The sequence below is a fragment of the Sphingobium sp. Cam5-1 genome (assembly GCF_015693305.1).
Classification (GTDB): Bacteria; Pseudomonadota; Alphaproteobacteria; order Sphingomonadales; family Sphingomonadaceae; genus Sphingobium.
This window is the reverse complement of the sequence record NZ_CP065138.1, coordinates 2,809,978-2,826,279: the sequence shown is the minus strand read 5'-3', so window position 1 is coordinate 2,826,279 and position 16,302 is coordinate 2,809,978. Positions and strand designations below refer to the sequence as shown.

The 16,302-nt window shown below is 62.8% G+C and carries 13 protein-coding genes; 6 read left to right on the top strand and 7 right to left on the bottom strand.

Going from position 1 to position 16,302, the window contains the following annotated elements:
• The gene (locus IZV00_RS14010) at positions 1 to 1,041 is read left to right on the top strand and encodes an ATP-grasp domain-containing protein (RefSeq protein WP_196225184.1); all 1,041 of its coding nucleotides are present in this window, start codon (positions 1 to 3) and stop codon (positions 1,039 to 1,041) included.
• On the top strand, positions 1,022 to 1,705 hold the full coding sequence (locus tag IZV00_RS14005; RefSeq protein WP_230463235.1) for an HAD family hydrolase: 684 nt from the start codon (positions 1,022 to 1,024) through the stop codon (positions 1,703 to 1,705). Before IZV00_RS14010 ends, IZV00_RS14005 begins: the two co-directional genes overlap by 20 nt.
• A gap of 2 nt (positions 1,706 to 1,707) precedes the next feature.
• Here the strand turns inward: IZV00_RS14005 and IZV00_RS14000 are convergent, their stop codons facing one another.
• The 3 genes from IZV00_RS14000 to IZV00_RS13990 form a co-directional block, all read right to left on the bottom strand.
• Entirely contained in the window at positions 1,708 to 3,048 is a 1,341-nt protein-coding gene (locus IZV00_RS14000; protein WP_230463234.1) for a lipopolysaccharide biosynthesis protein, read from the bottom strand.
• 213 nt (positions 3,049 to 3,261) lie between these two features.
• Positions 3,262 to 4,455 carry a calcium-binding protein gene (locus IZV00_RS13995; protein WP_196225182.1) on the bottom strand — a complete coding sequence of 398 codons (1,194 nt, stop codon included), beginning with the start codon at positions 4,453 to 4,455 and terminating at the stop codon, positions 3,262 to 3,264.
• A gap of 281 nt (positions 4,456 to 4,736) precedes the next feature.
• Positions 4,737 to 5,909, bottom strand: a complete 1,173-nt coding sequence (locus IZV00_RS13990) for a glycosyltransferase family 4 protein (protein ID WP_230463233.1) — start codon at positions 5,907 to 5,909, stop codon at positions 4,737 to 4,739.
• A gap of 186 nt (positions 5,910 to 6,095) precedes the next feature.
• Between IZV00_RS13990 and IZV00_RS13985 the strand changes: the two genes are divergently transcribed.
• Genes IZV00_RS13985 through IZV00_RS13970 form a run of 4 tightly spaced genes read left to right on the top strand, consistent with a single transcriptional unit; the run spans position 6,096 to position 10,820 of the window.
• Entirely contained in the window at positions 6,096 to 6,941 is an 846-nt protein-coding gene (locus IZV00_RS13985; RefSeq protein WP_196225181.1) for a hypothetical protein, read from the top strand.
• A gap of 23 nt (positions 6,942 to 6,964) precedes the next feature.
• Positions 6,965 to 8,152 carry a glycosyltransferase gene (locus tag IZV00_RS13980; RefSeq protein WP_196225180.1) on the top strand — a complete coding sequence of 396 codons (1,188 nt, stop codon included), beginning with the start codon at positions 6,965 to 6,967 and terminating at the stop codon, positions 8,150 to 8,152.
• Complete coding sequence (locus IZV00_RS13975; RefSeq protein ID WP_196225179.1) at positions 8,110 to 9,417, top strand: glycosyltransferase family 4 protein; 1,308 nt, start codon at positions 8,110 to 8,112, stop codon at positions 9,415 to 9,417. Before IZV00_RS13980 ends, IZV00_RS13975 begins: the two co-directional genes overlap by 43 nt.
• The gene (locus IZV00_RS13970; protein ID WP_196225178.1) at positions 9,411 to 10,820 is read left to right on the top strand and encodes a pectate lyase; all 1,410 of its coding nucleotides are present in this window, start codon (positions 9,411 to 9,413) and stop codon (positions 10,818 to 10,820) included. The genes IZV00_RS13975 and IZV00_RS13970 overlap by 7 nt, the downstream gene beginning before the upstream one ends.
• A gap of 12 nt (positions 10,821 to 10,832) precedes the next feature.
• Here the strand turns inward: IZV00_RS13970 and IZV00_RS13965 are convergent, their stop codons facing one another.
• From IZV00_RS13965 to IZV00_RS13950, 4 genes are all read right to left on the bottom strand, one after another.
• Complete coding sequence (locus IZV00_RS13965) at positions 10,833 to 12,065, bottom strand: outer membrane beta-barrel protein (RefSeq protein WP_196225177.1); 1,233 nt, start codon at positions 12,063 to 12,065, stop codon at positions 10,833 to 10,835.
• A complete protein-coding gene (locus IZV00_RS13960; RefSeq protein ID WP_196225176.1) occupies positions 12,056 to 12,622 on the bottom strand; it encodes a polysaccharide biosynthesis/export family protein in 567 nt (188 codons plus the stop codon). The genes IZV00_RS13965 and IZV00_RS13960 overlap by 10 nt, the downstream gene beginning before the upstream one ends.
• A gap of 87 nt (positions 12,623 to 12,709) precedes the next feature.
• On the bottom strand, positions 12,710 to 13,957 hold the full coding sequence (locus IZV00_RS13955; RefSeq protein WP_196225175.1) for a DegT/DnrJ/EryC1/StrS family aminotransferase: 1,248 nt from the start codon (positions 13,955 to 13,957) through the stop codon (positions 12,710 to 12,712).
• A 52-nt stretch (positions 13,958 to 14,009) separates the two neighbouring features.
• Complete coding sequence (locus IZV00_RS13950; protein ID WP_230463232.1) at positions 14,010 to 16,112, bottom strand: polysaccharide biosynthesis protein; 2,103 nt, start codon at positions 16,110 to 16,112, stop codon at positions 14,010 to 14,012.
• Positions 16,113 to 16,302: the final 190 nt, after the last annotated feature.

Below are 16,302 nucleotides of genomic sequence, written 5' to 3'. Positions count from 1 at the left end.
ATGGACGCACCCGCGACCCGGACGGGAGGAGCATCGGCAACCTTGGGCACGGATTGGGAAGGTCCCGACCGCAGCGGCCGGTCCCTGCGCATGATGTTGAGTTCAGCCGGGCGGCGGGTCGGCCTGATGCGGAGCTTTCGCGAAGCGGCGGGGGCGCTGGGCATCGACCTTGCCATGTTCGCGTGCGATCTGAAACCGGACTGGAGCCCGGCCTGTATCGAAGCGGACCGCAGCTTCGCCGCGCCGCCTGCGGAGAGCGATGGGTTCATTCCGGCGATGCTGGATATTTGCAGGCGTGAGCAAATCGAACTGATCGTGCCGACGATCGATACCGAGCTTATCGCCTATGCCAGTGCGCGCGAGCAGTTCGCCGCGATCAACTGCCATGTCGCGGTGTCGGACGCGCCGCTGGTCGAGATGGCGCGGGACAAGCTGGCCACGGCCCGCTTCCTGACGGGCGCGGGTCTCCCCTCCCCCGCTACCATATCGGTGGAGGATTATCTGGAGGGATCGGCCGATCTGCCACTGCCACTGCTGGCCAAGCCGCGACATGGCAGTTCCAGCCGGGGCATCGGCATGGTCTATGATCGCAAGGAGGTGGCGGCGCTCGACACGAGTGAGCCCTATGTTCTCCAGCAGTTTCTTGAGGGGCGGGAATTTACGATCAGCCTCTATTTCGATGGTGAAGGACAGCTGCAATGCGCGGTTCCCCATGAGCGGCTGCGGGTGCGGTCGGGGGAGGTCGAGAAGGGCGTCACAGTAAGGGATGCCGTCATGCAGGATCTCGCCTGGCGATTGGGCTCCGCCCTTCAGGGTGCGCGCGGGGCGATGTGCTTTCAGCTTCGGGTGGATGCGGAAGGGAACGCATCCATTTTCGAGATCAATGCTCGGTTCGGCGGGGGCTATCCATTGGCGCATCGGGCGGGGGCGCGGTTTGCGCAGTGGATGCTGGAGGAGCGGCTGGGACTGCCGCGCACGGCGCATGATGGCTGGCAGGACAATGTCCTGATGCTGCGTTTCGATGATGCCGTTTTCATCTGAAAGCACCCGGTTCGAGCACGTCATCGTGTTCGATCTGGACGACACGCTCTATCTGGAGCGCGACTATGTGCTGAGCGGGCTCCGGGCAGTGGGGCAATGGGCGAGTAGTGCGCTGGGGATCAAGGGTCTGGGCGAAGTGATGCGCAGCCGGTTCGACGCGGGGCGTCGCAGCCAGATATTCGACGACAGCTTGCAGGAGATGGGCCTCGCGCCATCGCCCCTTCTGATCGCGCGGATGCTGGCTACGTACCGGCAGCATCGTCCCGACATCTGCCTTGCGCCCGATGCGGAGCGGTTCCTTGCGGGGCGTGATGGCAGGACGGGCTTCGCGGTGATCACCGACGGCTTTCTTGATGCGCAGAGGCGCAAGATCAGGGCGCTGGGCCTGTATGGGCGCGGCATCCACCTTGGTATCTGCACCGACACATGGGGCCGGGAGTGCTGGAAGCCGAACCCGCGCGCGTTCGAGCATGTCGAGCAGATTTTCGGCCGGGCGGGCGGATCGCTGACCTATGTCGCGGACAACCCGTCGAAGGATTTCACCGCGCCTCAGGCTCGCGGGTGGCGGACAGTGCGGATTGCCCGGCCGGATCGCATCCATCAGTTCGGCATGCATGAGGGCGTGAAAGCCGATCGGATCATCGAGACGCTGGAAGAACTCTGACGCTATTTCCGCCCCTCTTCCACCGTCCACGGGGCGGCGTTGATCGCCCGGCGCAGACACAGCGTCAGGCCGCCCAGCCAGATCACGCCGAACAGCAGATGCGCGATGTTCGCGCCCATTGCTCCGACCAGCGGAACCAGCGGAAACACGGTACAGTAGAATGCGACGGTACATGCCATCACCGTGCGAAGGAGAGCGCGCTGATCGCCCAGGGCAAGCAGCCCGGCACGGCTGGCGGACCCGCTGATCGCGAAGGTGACGGCCAGGATCTGGATCGTGAGCAAGGGGACAGCTCCAGCAAAATGCGGCCCGACGGCAAGGCGCATCAGCGGCCCGCCCACCAACAGCATGGCGACGAAGCAGAAGACGCCAAAGGCCCCCAGCAGCAATTCGGTCTGGACCAGCACGCGGACGAAAGCGTGGCGCTTGCCCGCCGCCACCAACCGGCTGAGATCGGGATAGACCACGGCCTGCACCTGCGCGCCGACCTGGAGAAGGATGCGACTGATGCGTTTGGCGATATGGAACAAGCCCGCGCTCGCCGGGTCAGCGAGCCATCCGACGATCAGCGTATCGACCACCTGCACGCTCGACCACAGGGTGAGCGAGAGGTTCGACCCGAGCGCGAAGCGCCAGATGTCGGGAAAGCGGCCGGTGATCCCTTTCGCCCTTGCTCCCAGCAGCTGACGAAATCCAGGCTGGGGCAAAAAGCGCATGGCAAAAACGAAATTGGCAATCGAGCCCAAGATCTGGGTAATCGTCCATATGAGGATGATCTGGAGCATGCCTGCGCCCGCCAGATAAGCCACCGCCACGCAGAGGAGGCGGACGAACGCGTTCGCGACCTGAATCTGCGCCACCGCGCGATATTGGCCCGCGAGCCTGAATATGGCGGTCGAGACACCGTTGAAGTTGAACAGCAGCGAGGTGGCGAAGAGGAGCGTATAGCCGACGTGCTGGAAGGAGAAGCCGAACAGATAATGTCCGGCGATCGTCAGCATGCTCGCTATAGCCCAGGCCCCGATGCCGCCGCCGATATCGAGCAGCCAGCCGAATTTGAGCAGCGCGAAATAGGTGGCCGGGTCCGCGTGAGGATCGACGGTCGCCCCATTGCGGATCAGCGGTTGCCACGACTGAAAGCTGACGAGCCGCTCGCACGCCTGACCCAGCGTCAGGATCATGGCGAAGATGCCATAGGTGGCAGGCCCCAGCAGCCGCGCGACCAAGGCAATGGACAGAAGCGTCAGCGCCAGCGTCGCGGCGGTGCCGGACAGAAGATGGAAAACGGCCCGCGCCCGCCGATGAGTCAGCGCATCGCGCAACCGAATCGCGGAAAAGGTCATCTTCAATCGAAATCCCACCGCATTCATTGGCACGCCACCTTCAGTCCTGTTTTTCGAGACTTATGATGGGACCGAAGCAGGGAAGACGCAGCTTCTCTGTCGTCTTAACTCCGAATAGCCGGTGCGGGGGAAGAATTGCGAAACGGGGCCGCGCACTCACGGGCAAGCGAGCGGCGCCCCGTTGCGTTCAGAAACAACCGATCTGCACCGCCATCAGGCGAAGATGAAATCCGCAGCCGTGAAATTATGGGCAGTCAACGTCCCCAGGGGATCGGCAATGTCGATGCTGAACTTCACCCCGGAAGAGGTGACGACATCCAGCAGGACGTTGCCCGAGGCTCCGTCATGCGCGAACACCGTACCGGGCGCCCCGCCCGCAGCATATTTGGTGACTCCCAGCTTTTCCAGCACAATGCGGTCGGCACCGTCCTGGAAATCCTCTATCCGGTCGCCGCCATCCAGCGCGCCCGCGCCTTTGAACACGAACCAATCGGCGCCCGCGCCTCCCCATAGCCTGTCGGTGCCCAGATCGCCGGTCAGCTTGTCGTTCCCCGCATCGCCGTGCAGCTCGTCGGCACCGGCGCCACCCAAGAGCAGGTCGTCGCCATCGCCGCCGAAGAGAATGTCGTTCCCCGCCTCCCCGTTCAGGGAATCCGCGTCCTTGCCGCCGTCGAGGAAATCATTGCCCGCGCCCGATTCCATATTGTCCCGGCCGTCACCGCCATAATGCTGATCCACGCCGCCTTCGGAATCCAGAATATCGTCGCCGCTGCCGCCCGACAGATAGTTGTTGCCGTCGCCGCCATCGACCCTGTCATTGCCGTTGCCGCCGTAGACATGATCGTCGCCCGACTGCCCCTTCAACTTGTCGTTACCGTCTTCGCCATAAATCCAGTCATTGCCCGCGCCGCCGGCCACGGCCTGAGTCGTCAGCAGGCCGGTCGCCGGATTGATTTCGTTCAGGAACCCGTCATCGCCAGCGCCAGCGTAGATGATGTCATCTCCGGCGCCGCCATCGATATAGTCGCGGCCCCCGCCCGCGAGGATGGTGTCATTCCCGGCATCGCCCAATATCTGGTCGTGCCCGTCCAGCGTTTCGATGCGATCGTTGCCGTCGCCACCCGTGACGATGTTGTTGCCCAGGCCGCCATAAATACGGTCGTGCCCCGCCCCGCCATCGAGCGAGTCATTGCCGTCCTCGCCCCAAAGCTGGTCATCGCCCAAACCGCCCTTGAGGAAGTCGGCGCCCGCTTCCCCATGAAGCACGTCGTTGCCATCATTCCCCTCAATATAATCGTCGCCTAATCCGCCCCACAGCTGATCATTGCCTGCGCCACCGAATATACTGTCGATCAGGGATGTTCCCTTGATGATGTCGTCTCCGACAGTCCCGTAAAACTTCGCCATTCACCCGCTCCCAGTAGAGGCCCCACGCGCATGAAAATGGCGCGGGACCGACATAACTGTCTCACGCTAATCTAAACGATAGGTTGATTGAAACCGCCGGGCGGGCCCGGATTCCGGCGGGTCCGGGAGGCACGAGAAAGGTGATTTGGGCGCGCGCTTCCGGCATTATGCGTTTTAGTGCAGTGACTTCTCCGGACGGGAATCCCGTTTGCACGCATCAGGGCGCGCGCGCCGACACGAAATCAGCGTCGTTTAGAAGTGTCAAAAACAGGCTGCACCGTTCAGATAGCGACAGGCCTGATTGAGCTTGCCCCGGACTGGCGCGGAGCGATCGCCTCCATCGCTGCGCGCTCCCATTGGACAAGGACGCGGTCGACGGTGAAACGCTGAGAGGCGGCCCGCGCCCCTTCGGACAGGCGGCGGCGCTGATCGGGGTCGGCGCACAGGGCGGCGATGGCCGCGCCAAGAGCGAACACATCGCCATCCGGAACCAGCAGGCCGCTGATCCCGTCGGCGATCATTTCACCGGGGCCGAAGCGGCAATCAAAGGAAATCACGGGGACGCCCGCCGCCATGGCCTCGCCCACGACGATCCCCCACCCTTCAAAGCGCGAGGAGAGGACGAAGATGTCGGCTTCACGCAGCCAGCCGCCATGGTCCTTCGTGACGCCCGGCATCGACACCCGGTCTTGCAGGCCTAGCGCGTCCCGCTGCGCTTCGAGCTTCGCGCGCTCCGGCCCCTCCCCCCAGATGGTGAGCGACCAGTCGGGGATGAGAGGGGCCGCGCGGGCGAAGGCATCCAGCAGCAGGTCGAAGCCCTTTTGCGGCACCAGCCGCCCGACGGCGACCACCTGCCTGCCGCATGGGCGCGCCTCATCGAGTGTGACAGGCGCATAGGTGGGATTGGGAATGACCCACTGGCGGGGACGCATGACCTTGGGGAAATATTGCATCGCGCCTTGCGTCATCGTCACCAGCCCATGCGCGCGCGCATAGGTGTAGCGGCGCAGAGCCGACCAGAAGGCGCCGGGTCTTTGCTGGGCGGGATTGTTGCGTTCCGACACGATCACCGGAATGCCGAGCGGCTTTGCGGCAAGAACGGTGACGACGTTGGTGCGTGTCAGGAAACTGATGATCAGGTCCGGCCGCGTGCTTGCCAATGCCTTGCGGAGAGCGCCGATGCGATGGAAAACCGCGAGGGCGGATCGCAGCACCGGCAAGCGCCCGACGGGAAAGCCCAGCCGCGTGATGCTGACCGCCGGATCATGCGCATAATAGGGGCGCACTCCGGGTTCTTCGAAGGCGAACAGGCTGACCGTCCAGCCCGACCGGCTGAAATGATTGCACAGCAGGCTGACGATATGTTCCGATCCTCCAGCACGCAGGCCGGGCAGAATGAAGGCGATGTGCGGCTTGCCTCTGGCTGAGGCATCCGTCCGGATCGGCATTGTCATCCGCGCACAGTGAGGCCTTGGCCGCGTCAAATCCATGGGACTTGCGGATTATCGCCAGTTGGTCGCGGCGACCAAGCGGCTTAGCCAGAACCGCAGGCCGCTCGCATTTGGGCTAATCCCTATTGGCCTTCGTCATAGCCAAGCGCCCACTTCATGCCGCCGCCACACATTGTAGGCTCAACGGCTATGATAGTAGCAGCAACAGAATTTTTCTCGCACCCGGCAGAAGCCCTTCCGCAACAGGTGGAAGACGCCTTCTTCAGTTCCATCAAGAACCCGAACAACACGTTCAAATGCACCTGGGGCGGACGGTTCGGCGCGCTTGACGGCCATCTGGTGGAAGCGGTCAAGGCGCGCGGGCTGGATGTGCGGGAAGTACTGGACGTCGGCGTATCGTCGGGGACGACCACGCTGGACCTGTGCGACGCCTTTACCCGTGAAGGATACCGGCCGCGCATCACCGGCACCGATTATGCCATCCATGCCTGGATCGTCCCACTGGGCAAAAGATGCGCGGCGCTGCTGAATCCGGAAGGTCAGCTGTTGCAGGTCGATCTGTTCGGCCGGTCGATACAACCATGGCGGCGCCGTCTGGATTATCTGACCGGCATGTGGCTGGTGCGGCCGATCCTGTCCCGCATCGTCGGCGGTCTGGCGGCACGCAGGCTGCGCCAGGGTGTGGGCGTCAGGAAGGTCGAACTGGTCAGCCCGCGCGTCCGCAACCATGGCCTCATCACGATTGTCGAGGATGATGTGCTTGCCCCGCGTGACGGTTTCGGTCGGCGTTTCGATCTGGTTCGCGCCGCCAACATCCTCAACGAAAATTACTTCGCCGAAACTGACCTTCGAAAGGCGGTGGATAATCTTCGTTCCTATCTCAAAGGTCCAGGATCGCTGCTGTTCATCGTGCGCACGCGGGTGTCCGGGGACCATCATGGGACGCTGTTCGCCATGAGCGACAGTGGTGCCCTGGAGGTGGTGGAACGGATCGGTGCCGGATCGGAAATAGAAAAGTTGCTGACCGCAATGTGATCGGCACAGCTTCAGGAGCCTCCATGAAGATTCTCCACGTCATAACCGCTTTGAATGTCGGGGGCGCGGAAACCATGCTCGCCAAGCTGGTGGATCATGAACGCAGGCAGGGCGGCGCGATGCAGCCGTCGGTCGTGTCGCTGATGCCGCCGGGTGTCGCTGGAGACCGCATCCGCGCGAGCGGCGTGCCGCTTCGTCATTGCGGCATGAGAAGGGCCATCGACCTGCTGCCGGGGCTTGCCCGCCTTCGCGCCGTCATTCGGCAGGAACAGCCAGCGGTCATCATGGCGTGGATGTATCACGCCCATCTTGCCACCCGGCTGGCGACCTTGGGACGCGCGGACACTGTGCCGGTGATCTGGAATGTGCGCCACAGCATCGACGAATTGTCGCAGGAAAAGCCCCTGATGCGGGTCATCGTGCGGCTGGCCGCCGCATGTTCATCCTGGCCGCGCACGATCATCTATAACTCCCATGCGGCGGCGGCGCAGCATCAGCGGCTCGGTTTTCACGCGGAAGATATGGCGGTCATCCCCAATGGGTTCGATTGCGACCTCTTCCGCCCGCGCGAAGAGGGTCGCGATGCGCTTGTCCGCGATCTGGGGATTGCACCGGGCGCGCTGATCGTCGGGATGGCGGCGCGCAATCATCCGATGAAGGATGCGGCCACTCTGGTCGAAGCCGTGCTACGTGCGCGCGCGCGCGGCACGGATGTGCACCTGCTGCTGACGGGTCAAGGCATGGACGAGTCCACCGGCGCGCTTGCGCGTCTGCTGGCATCCATGCCCGCCGATCGCCTGACCCTGCGGAGCCATGACCGGAAGCTTGAGACGTTGCTGCCCGGCCTCGACATAGTCGCGCTGCCTTCGGCATGGGGTGAAGGTTTCCCCAATATCCTGGGTGAGGCGATGGCATGCGGCGTTCCCTGTATCGCAACCGATGTCGGGGACAGCGGCTGGATCGTGGACAAGAGCGGGATGGTCGTTCCGCCACGCGACCCGGCGGCGCTTGCCGAAGCGATCATGGCCATGGACCGGATGGGACCCGGTGGCCGCCGCCAGTTGGGCGAGATCGCTCGGGCAAGGGTGCAGGAGCAGTTTTCGATGAACCAGATCGCGGCGCGCTACCATCAGCTTTACCGGGATGTATCCGGTTCCTCCTTTCAGGAATGGGGAGCCCCCGCCTCGCCACGCCGCGCACAGGTGATGTGAACATGTTGCAGGTCTTGCCCGCCTCCGCCTCTCTGTCCGGAACCGCTGCGGCGCTGGACCGCGAAGCCGAAAGCGCTGCTCCCGCGCGCATCTGCTTCCCCTTTGCCGGGGGAGCGATGGGGGGGAGCCATATCTCTGCGACCAAGCTCATCCATCAACTGGATCGCAGCCGCTTCTCGCCCCTCATCGTCCTGCACTATGGATCGGGGCAGTTCGGCGATTTTCTGCGATCCGAGGGGCTGGACTTCGTCACTCTGCCCGATACCCGATTCTTTGGCGAATCCCCTGGCGTTCCCAAGGCGGGAGGCAAGGCGGAGACGGTGAGCGCCTTGATCGATCAGTGGCGCATGATCCGCTTTCTGAGGCTGAACGACGTCCGGATCGTGCATACCAATGATGGGCCGATGCATATGTCCTGGGCACTGCCCGCCCGTCTGGCAGGGGTCAAGATGCTGTGGCACCATAGGGGCAGTCATGATGCCCGAGGCGTCCGCTTCGTCGCCCCCTTCGCGGCGGATCGCATCGTCGGCGTATCAGCCTATGCCTTGTCCGAGGTGCGCCGTCGGAAGCGCGCGGCGCGCAAGACTTCCGTCATCTACAGCCCCTTCGACGCGGACGCCGAGCCGATCGACCGGGCGCAGGCGCATCTGGCGCTGACATCGGAGCTGGGCGTCGATCCCGACACCCGCCTTCTTGGCTTTTTCGGCCATTTCATCGACCGCAAAAGGCCGCTGATGTTTGTAGAAATGCTGGCACATATTGCCCGGGCGCGGCCCGATCTTCCGGTGATGGGATTGATGTTCGGATTGCCGCTGACGGACGGGATAGAGGAACAGATCAACGAAAAAGCCAAGGCGCTGGGCGTTAGCGATCGCCTGCGCCTCATGGGCTTTCGCTATCCCTCCGCCGCGTTGATGGCGGGCTGTGACATTCATGTGGTGACGGCCGTCAACGAGCCTTTTGGCCGATCGCTGATCGAAGCCATGCTGCTCGGCACGCCCGTGATTGCTGCCGCATCGGGCGGTAATATCGAAGCGATCGACCATGGCGTGACGGGCATGTTGGTCGAACCCGATGATCCCGCCGCCATGGGGCGAGCCATCGTCGAGTTGCTCGATTGTCCCGATCGACTGACGGCGATCGCCGCGCAGGCGCAGATCCTGGCGAACCGCCGCTACGGCGTGGAACAGCATGCGTCGCAAGTGTCCGCAATCTATCAGTCGCTCCTCGGGACGGGGCCGCGCCGGAACCGGAGGCGATGGTGAGTTCGAATGCGGTGGCCGCCCTGGGTGTCGGGATCGCCGCGCTACTGGTGGCTCCGTTTGTCACGCCTTCCGATATCGTGCGGCAATTGACGGGCACCGGCAATTCCGACGGAACGTCAGTATTGCCCGAAGTACCCGGTGCCGAAGCATTTCCCGGAGCCGAAGGCTTTGGCCGACGGACCCGTGGCGGACGTGGCGGCGTGATCATGCCTGTCACCACGCTGGCGGACCACGGCCCCGGTTCCCTGCGCGCATGCATAGACGCCAAAAAGCCGCGCGTGTGCATCTTCCGCGTCGCTGGCGTCATCCGTTTCACAACGGATCGGCCAGTGATACGCCACCCCTATATCACCATCGCCGGTCAAACCGCGCCCGGCGGCGGAATATTGATCACTCATGCGGGAGGTGAAGGCGGCAACACTCCGATCGTTGCCAAGAATACGCATGACGTGATCGTTCGCCATATCCGCGTACGAACCGATCTCAACGGCAATGCCGCCGCCAGCAACGGGTCATTTCTCTTTGAGAACAGCCACGACGTTATTTTCGATCATGTCAGCGGTGCCTGGGCATTGGGTCAGATCATCAGCGGCTTTGGCGTGAACGACAATATCACAATGTCCAACTCCATCTTTACAGAGGGCATTTCCCGACGGAGCAAATGCGCGATGCTGGCTTTCGACCCGCGGGAGCCGCAGAAGGTCAGCTTCATCCGTAATCTGTGCGCTCATAATGGAAGCAGAAGTCCGGACGTGAATTTCACGCCCAAGTCATGCGTAGAGATCGTCAACAATGTTCTTTATAATGCCAGGTCCCAATTCACCCGCGTGCAGGAAATCTATGGCGGAACGCCCGTCAACATCGTCGGCAATTATTACAAAAACGGCCCAGACGGCACGGACAAGATTGCGGCAATAGATCGTGATGCGGGCGCCAGCACAGGCCAATCGGAAATTTTCATGTCCGCCAACAGGCTGGATCAGGTCAAGGTCATCACGAACCGTGCCGGAGCTGCTGCGCGTGTGGGGCGGCCCGTCTGCCCCCTCAGCATGAAGGTCGCCTCACCCGAAAAGGCCTATATCCAGGTACTGAGCGGCGCTGGAGCATTTCCGCGAGATGCGCTTGACCTGCGCACTGTCAGCGACGTGCGCAACAGAACAGGGAATATCCTGCGTGATGCAAGAATGCGAGCCGGACCACGCCCCCTGCCCCGGATCGCGCCCGGAACGCCCTATGTCGATCTGGATGAGGACGGGATGGCCGACAGCTGGGAGCGGGCCAATGGCATGAACGTCCGGCGCAACGACGCCTGGCAGGACCGCGACCATGACAATTGGCTAAATCTCGACGAATTTCTGGATTTCGCCCATCGCGAAGTCATGGCCGGGCGGCAGATACGCTGATCCTCTATCCGATCAATATTGCAGGCGGATTTCCGCGCCGACGATCGTGCGATCGAAATCGTCGAACGCTCTGGTGCTGTCGCGATTGGCGATGCGTCCTGTGAGCGCGAAGGAAATATTGCGGTTCACCAGATATTCGACTTCGGCCACACCGGCGATCGTCCGTTCGTGCTGGCCCGAACCGATGAAACTGCTGCGGCGGTACAGCACGGACGCCTGCCAGCGCAGATTGTGGTAAATCTCGTTCTGCACGCCCAGACGGAACCTCGTGTCGGTGCGCGACTGCGCGCCGGTGCGGACGGTAGCGACATCGCCCCGGAATCCATCGAGCGTGACCGCCCATCTGGGCGAAGGCGTGTAGGTCAGCCCGGCCGAAACCGACAGGCCGGTCCTGCTGTTAAATCGTGCGTCGTCGGGGTTGAAGCGGAACACGCCGACTGACGCTTCGCCACGGATCAGGCCGCCGGGTTCAAATGCCACCCCCGCCCGCGCGCCATAGGTTCTGGAATCGCGGTCGACGCCCGACGCGTCCACCGGCAACCGGAACTTGCGCCTCGTGACAAAGCCTTCTCCAAAGACATCCATTATGCCGCTGACCCGGTATCCCAGCCGGGCGGAGCCGGAATATTGGTCGAAATCGCGTTCGGCATCGACGGCGGCCAGGGCGTTGTTCTTGAGCCAGGTGCCCTTCACGCCGACATTGAAGCGGGCGCCCTGATGCGTGTAGCCAAGGTCACTCTGCCACTGGTCATATCTGCGCGGCGGCGTGCCGACGCCCGTGCGGGATTCAGGTTCGCCGCGATCCTCGACCAGCCGCATCCAGCCCGCGCTAGCGGTGATATTATCGGCGCCCGACAGGTGATATACGCCGCCGATACTGGTATTCATGCCCTCGGAATTTTCAGTGTCATTCTTGAAATAGCGCCGGATTACCCCCCGCGCCTGCGCCGCCAGTTCGAATTTGTTATCGCTCATCCGCAGGTTGAGCCACGGCGAGATGGTCAGGCGCTCATCGTCGATTTCATTCGAGGACAGGGCGTAGATGTTGGAATCATATTCAAGCCGGGCATCCGCGCCAAGATAGGCCGATATCCTGCCCAACTGCACCGCTCTCGCCTCATATTCCTCCGGCGTTTCCAGCAGCGGCGTGGCTCGATCCAGCTGCTGTGCGGCAGCTGGAAAGGCCATGCCCGTCAACATGACGCATGAGCAGAAGGGGATGAGGCGCTTTGCTGTCAAAACCATTTCTCCACGACTTTGATGGTGTCACCCGGCTGGATCGGCGTATTTTCGGAAGCCTTGGCGGTGGACGCCTGACCATTCACCTGACGGATGATGGCAACCGTGTTGCGATTGGCGCGGAATGTGTACCCGCCTGCCACCGATACAGCGGTGACGACGGTCATGCCGGGGCGATAGGGATATTCGCCGGGGCTACGCACTTCGCCAAGGATGTAGATGGGCCGCAGCTTCACCGGCTGAACACTGACGGCAGGCGATACCATCAGCCGTTTTTCCACCAGCAGGGCGGCGATGCGCTGTTCCAGTTCGGGGATGGTCGATCCTCTGACCGGAATCCCGCCCATCAGCGGCAACGTCAGTTCGCCGCGATCATTGACGACGAAGGCCGTGCCATTGTCGATTTCGGTAAAGCCGGGAACGATGATGCGGAGTTCATCACCCGGGCCGAGCCGATATTGATCGGCGTTGGCGGTGGAAACGGCAGGCAGACCGGACACAGAGCCGGTACAGGCCGAAAGCGCGAGCATCAGGGAAATGCCGATAGAGTGAACTAGCCGCATGACCACCTCCCATTTCCTGGCCACTTCTGGCCATTTTTGTTACAGTTTCAGAACAGAAATAAATCAATGTCAATTGCTGCTGGATAGTTATTTGTTCGCAAAGGATAAACTCTGGTCGCCTTCACGAGCATCTTCGAGCGCCTCCAGCAGCGCATCGATGATGATTTGCATATCTTTATCGCCCAGCAGATGATCGACCGGCAGCATCAGGCTGCGTTCGCCTATTTCGGCGGCGACAGGCAGGGGATGGAGATTGGGGTGAGCACTGTTCCGGACGGCCAGTTCCCGGGACATGTCCGGGCATGATCCTGTCCCGGCTGGTATGTCATTACGGGCAAGCGCGGCGATGACGGCAGGCCGTTCGACCGCCGCATCCAGCATGAGGTAGAATTTGTAGAAGGCGTGATCCACCCCCTGCGGCACCTGTGGCACATGGATCAGCGGATGGCCCCTTAATCCTTCGCGCAGAATGGCGGCATTGGCGCGCCGCCGCGCCAGCCAGGACGGCAGCTTGCGTAGCTGCGCCCGCCCGATCGCGGCCTGCATTTCCGTCAGCCGCCAGTTGGTGCCGAAACTTTCATGCAGGTAGCGGAAGGCGTTGCCTGCCGAAGGCGCCGAGAGCATCGCGGGGTTCTTGCCATGGTCCTTATAGGCCCAGGCGCGTTCCCAATGCGCTTCGTCCCTCAGCAGCAACATGCCCCCTTCCCCGCCCGTCGACATGATCTTGTCAGTGCAGAAGGAGAAGGCGGCGGCGTGGCCGAAGGACCCGACCTTCTTTCCATCGATGGCAGCACCATGCGCTTGCGCGCAGTCCTCCACCAGCCATAGGCCATGCCGATCCGCGATGGTGGACAGCGCGTCCATGTCACAGGGCCAGCCAGCCAGATGGACGCACAGGATCGCCCGCGTCCCTCCGTTGATCAGCGGAATGACGGCGGCGGGATCGATCGTGTGGCTGTTGGCGTCGATGTCCGCGAATATCGGCATCGCACCGACTGCGGCGACGGCAGAGGCGCTGGCGAAGAAGCTGCGTGCCGGAACGATCACCTCATCGCCCGGCCCGACGCCCAGCGCACGAAACGCCAGTTCCAGCGCCAGCGTGCCGTTGGCGAGCGAGATCGCATGGGGCATGCCGCAATACAGCGCGAACTCGCGTTCGAAGGCGCGGCACTCGTCACCATGCACCAGCGAGTTGACGCGGCCGCTCTCCAGTACCCGGACCACGGCATCGATCTCGTCCGGCTCATATTGGGGCCAGCGCCGGTCTGGCGGCGGGAAAGACGGGATGGCGACGGCCGCAGCACCTAGTTCGCGCGTCTGGGCTATGCGATTCATATCCTCATCCCCAGGGTCATGGGCATCGGCCGCCGCAAACGATGGCACCCGGTCATTCATTCGCAGCCTTGCCGACAAGGTCGATCTCCCGGGTCAATTCTCGCAGCGTTTTTGCCCAGTTCGATTGGGCGGGCGCGCGCAGCAATTCCTTCATCAGGTCGCGCACCCCATCCTCGTCATGGGTATGGATGAGGTTTGCCAGTTCGGTGAAGGCGTTCACCAGCTTTTCGAGCGGGACAGGGCAAGGGCTTGCTTCGATCACGCCGGGGATGGTGGAGCGAAGCTGTTCCTCGGTGGTGTCGAACAATTCCTCGTAAAGCTTCTCGCCGGGACGAAGGCCGACGAACTTGATCGGCACGTCGATGTCCGGGCGCAGGCCCGCGAGACGGATCATTCGCCGGGCGATGTCGACGATCTTGACCGGCTCGCCCATGTCGAGGACGAAGATGGTGCCCCGATCAATGTTGGTTTCCATCGCGCGGGCGCTGCTTTGCAGGATGAGCTGCACCGCTTCGCCCACGGTCATGAAATAGCGTTTGATGTCCGGGTGCGTGATGGTGAGCGGCTTTCCGGCGGCCATCTGCTGCTGGAGCAGGGGCACGAGCGATCCGCTAGAACCCAGCACATTGCCGAACCGCACGGTCATGAAGCGCGGGCTGTCGGGGTCGCACTGGCCGATCAGGTCAAGCGCCTGGCAGTAGAGTTCGCCAAGGCGCTTGGTGGCGCCCATGACGCCCACCGGGTTGACCGCCTTGTCGGTCGAAACCTGGATCATCGCGAGCGAGCCATAAGCACAGACGGCATCCGCGACATTTCGCGTGCCAAGCACATTGGTATGCGCGCCCTCGCACGGATTGGCCTCGACAATGGGCACATGCTTGAGCGCGGCGGCATGGAAAACGACCTCAGGCTGATGCCGCTGGAAGACGTCATTGAGCGCGGCGCGGTCGCGGATCGAACAGAGTTCGGGTCGGCAGATGACATCCGGGAACTTGTCCCGCGCCTGCATCTCGATGGTGTAGAGATTGAACTCGCAATGATCGAGGAGGACGATCTCCGCCGGGCGGAAGGTGGCGATCTGGCGCACCAGTTCGCCGCCGATCGTGCCGCCCGCGCCCGTCACCAATATCCGGCGGCCGCGGATCAGCCGATCGACTATGCTTCGCTGGAGGGAGACTTCGGGTCGGCCGAGCAGGTCGGCCAGCTCGAATTGCTTGATTTCCAGGCGCGCCGTTCCGTCCTTCGCCTTTTGCAGATCATTGGCGTGCGCTACCGTCAGGTCGCACTGATCGGCCAGCTTCACCAGATGGGAGAAGGACCGGCGCGGCATCGTCCTGTCACCGCGTATGACGAGACTTTCGGGCTTCAGCCCCCGCGTCGCCAACATCTCCACGATCTGCGGCAGTTTGTCGGGCGAACCCAGCACGGGTACACCGGCGACCTGCAACCGCGTCTCACGTCCGTCAAAGGTCAGCGCGCCGACGACATTGAACCGATTGGTCCGTTCGGCGCGGAGCATGTCCATGAGGGACCGTATCCAGTCCAGCTCACCCAGCAGCAATATATTGTGACCGCCGCCGGGAGGGACGATATGCGCCAAGGCGAATTCGCGCAGGCCCCGGCGCACCGTTCGCACGCCGATCATCGCCACCAGCAGCAATGCCGAATGCAGCAGCGCGAAACCGACCGCCTCGACCGGCACCGCCCGTATCTTTGCCGATATGATCAGGCACATACTCCATGCCGCCGTCGCTCCGCCCGCGACACCCGTAGAAAGCGCGATGCAGTCGCCGAAGGAGAGGAAGCGCCAGCTTCGCCAGTAAAGCCCCGTCAGGCAGAGAGCGAACACTGCCACCAGGGTGAAGAAGATCATGAGGCTGGGACGGTCATAGAAGGCCGCCGAAACGCTCCCCGGTATGGCCATCACGACCAGAAGCAGGGTGGTCAGGATCAACGACGCGTCGATCAGCATCAGCGCCGCGAAACGGGCCGGGCCGGGAAAGCCGGTCGGCCGCGTCAGCAGATCGTGCAGCAGTATCGCCCAGCCAGGCCCACCAGCGGAAACCTCCGCCCGCGGGTCTGCGAGATCGTCGAGAAGCGGGTCAGATCCAGCGGGCGGTGCGCTCGCATCCATAGCAAAACCCTTGCGGTTCAAGAAAAGGACCTTCGACGAGCAAACCCCGCATGCTGTCAAAGAGGGCCTGTCGCAGCATGCGGAGCGCGATCGTCAAGACCACGAGTAAAACGGTAACAACTTGGCCCCCGGCCGCAATGAACCAGACAGCTATCATCCCTTGTGGCAGGAATCGGTGCGGGCGTTGGCCGAACGAGCAGAATATCCGCAA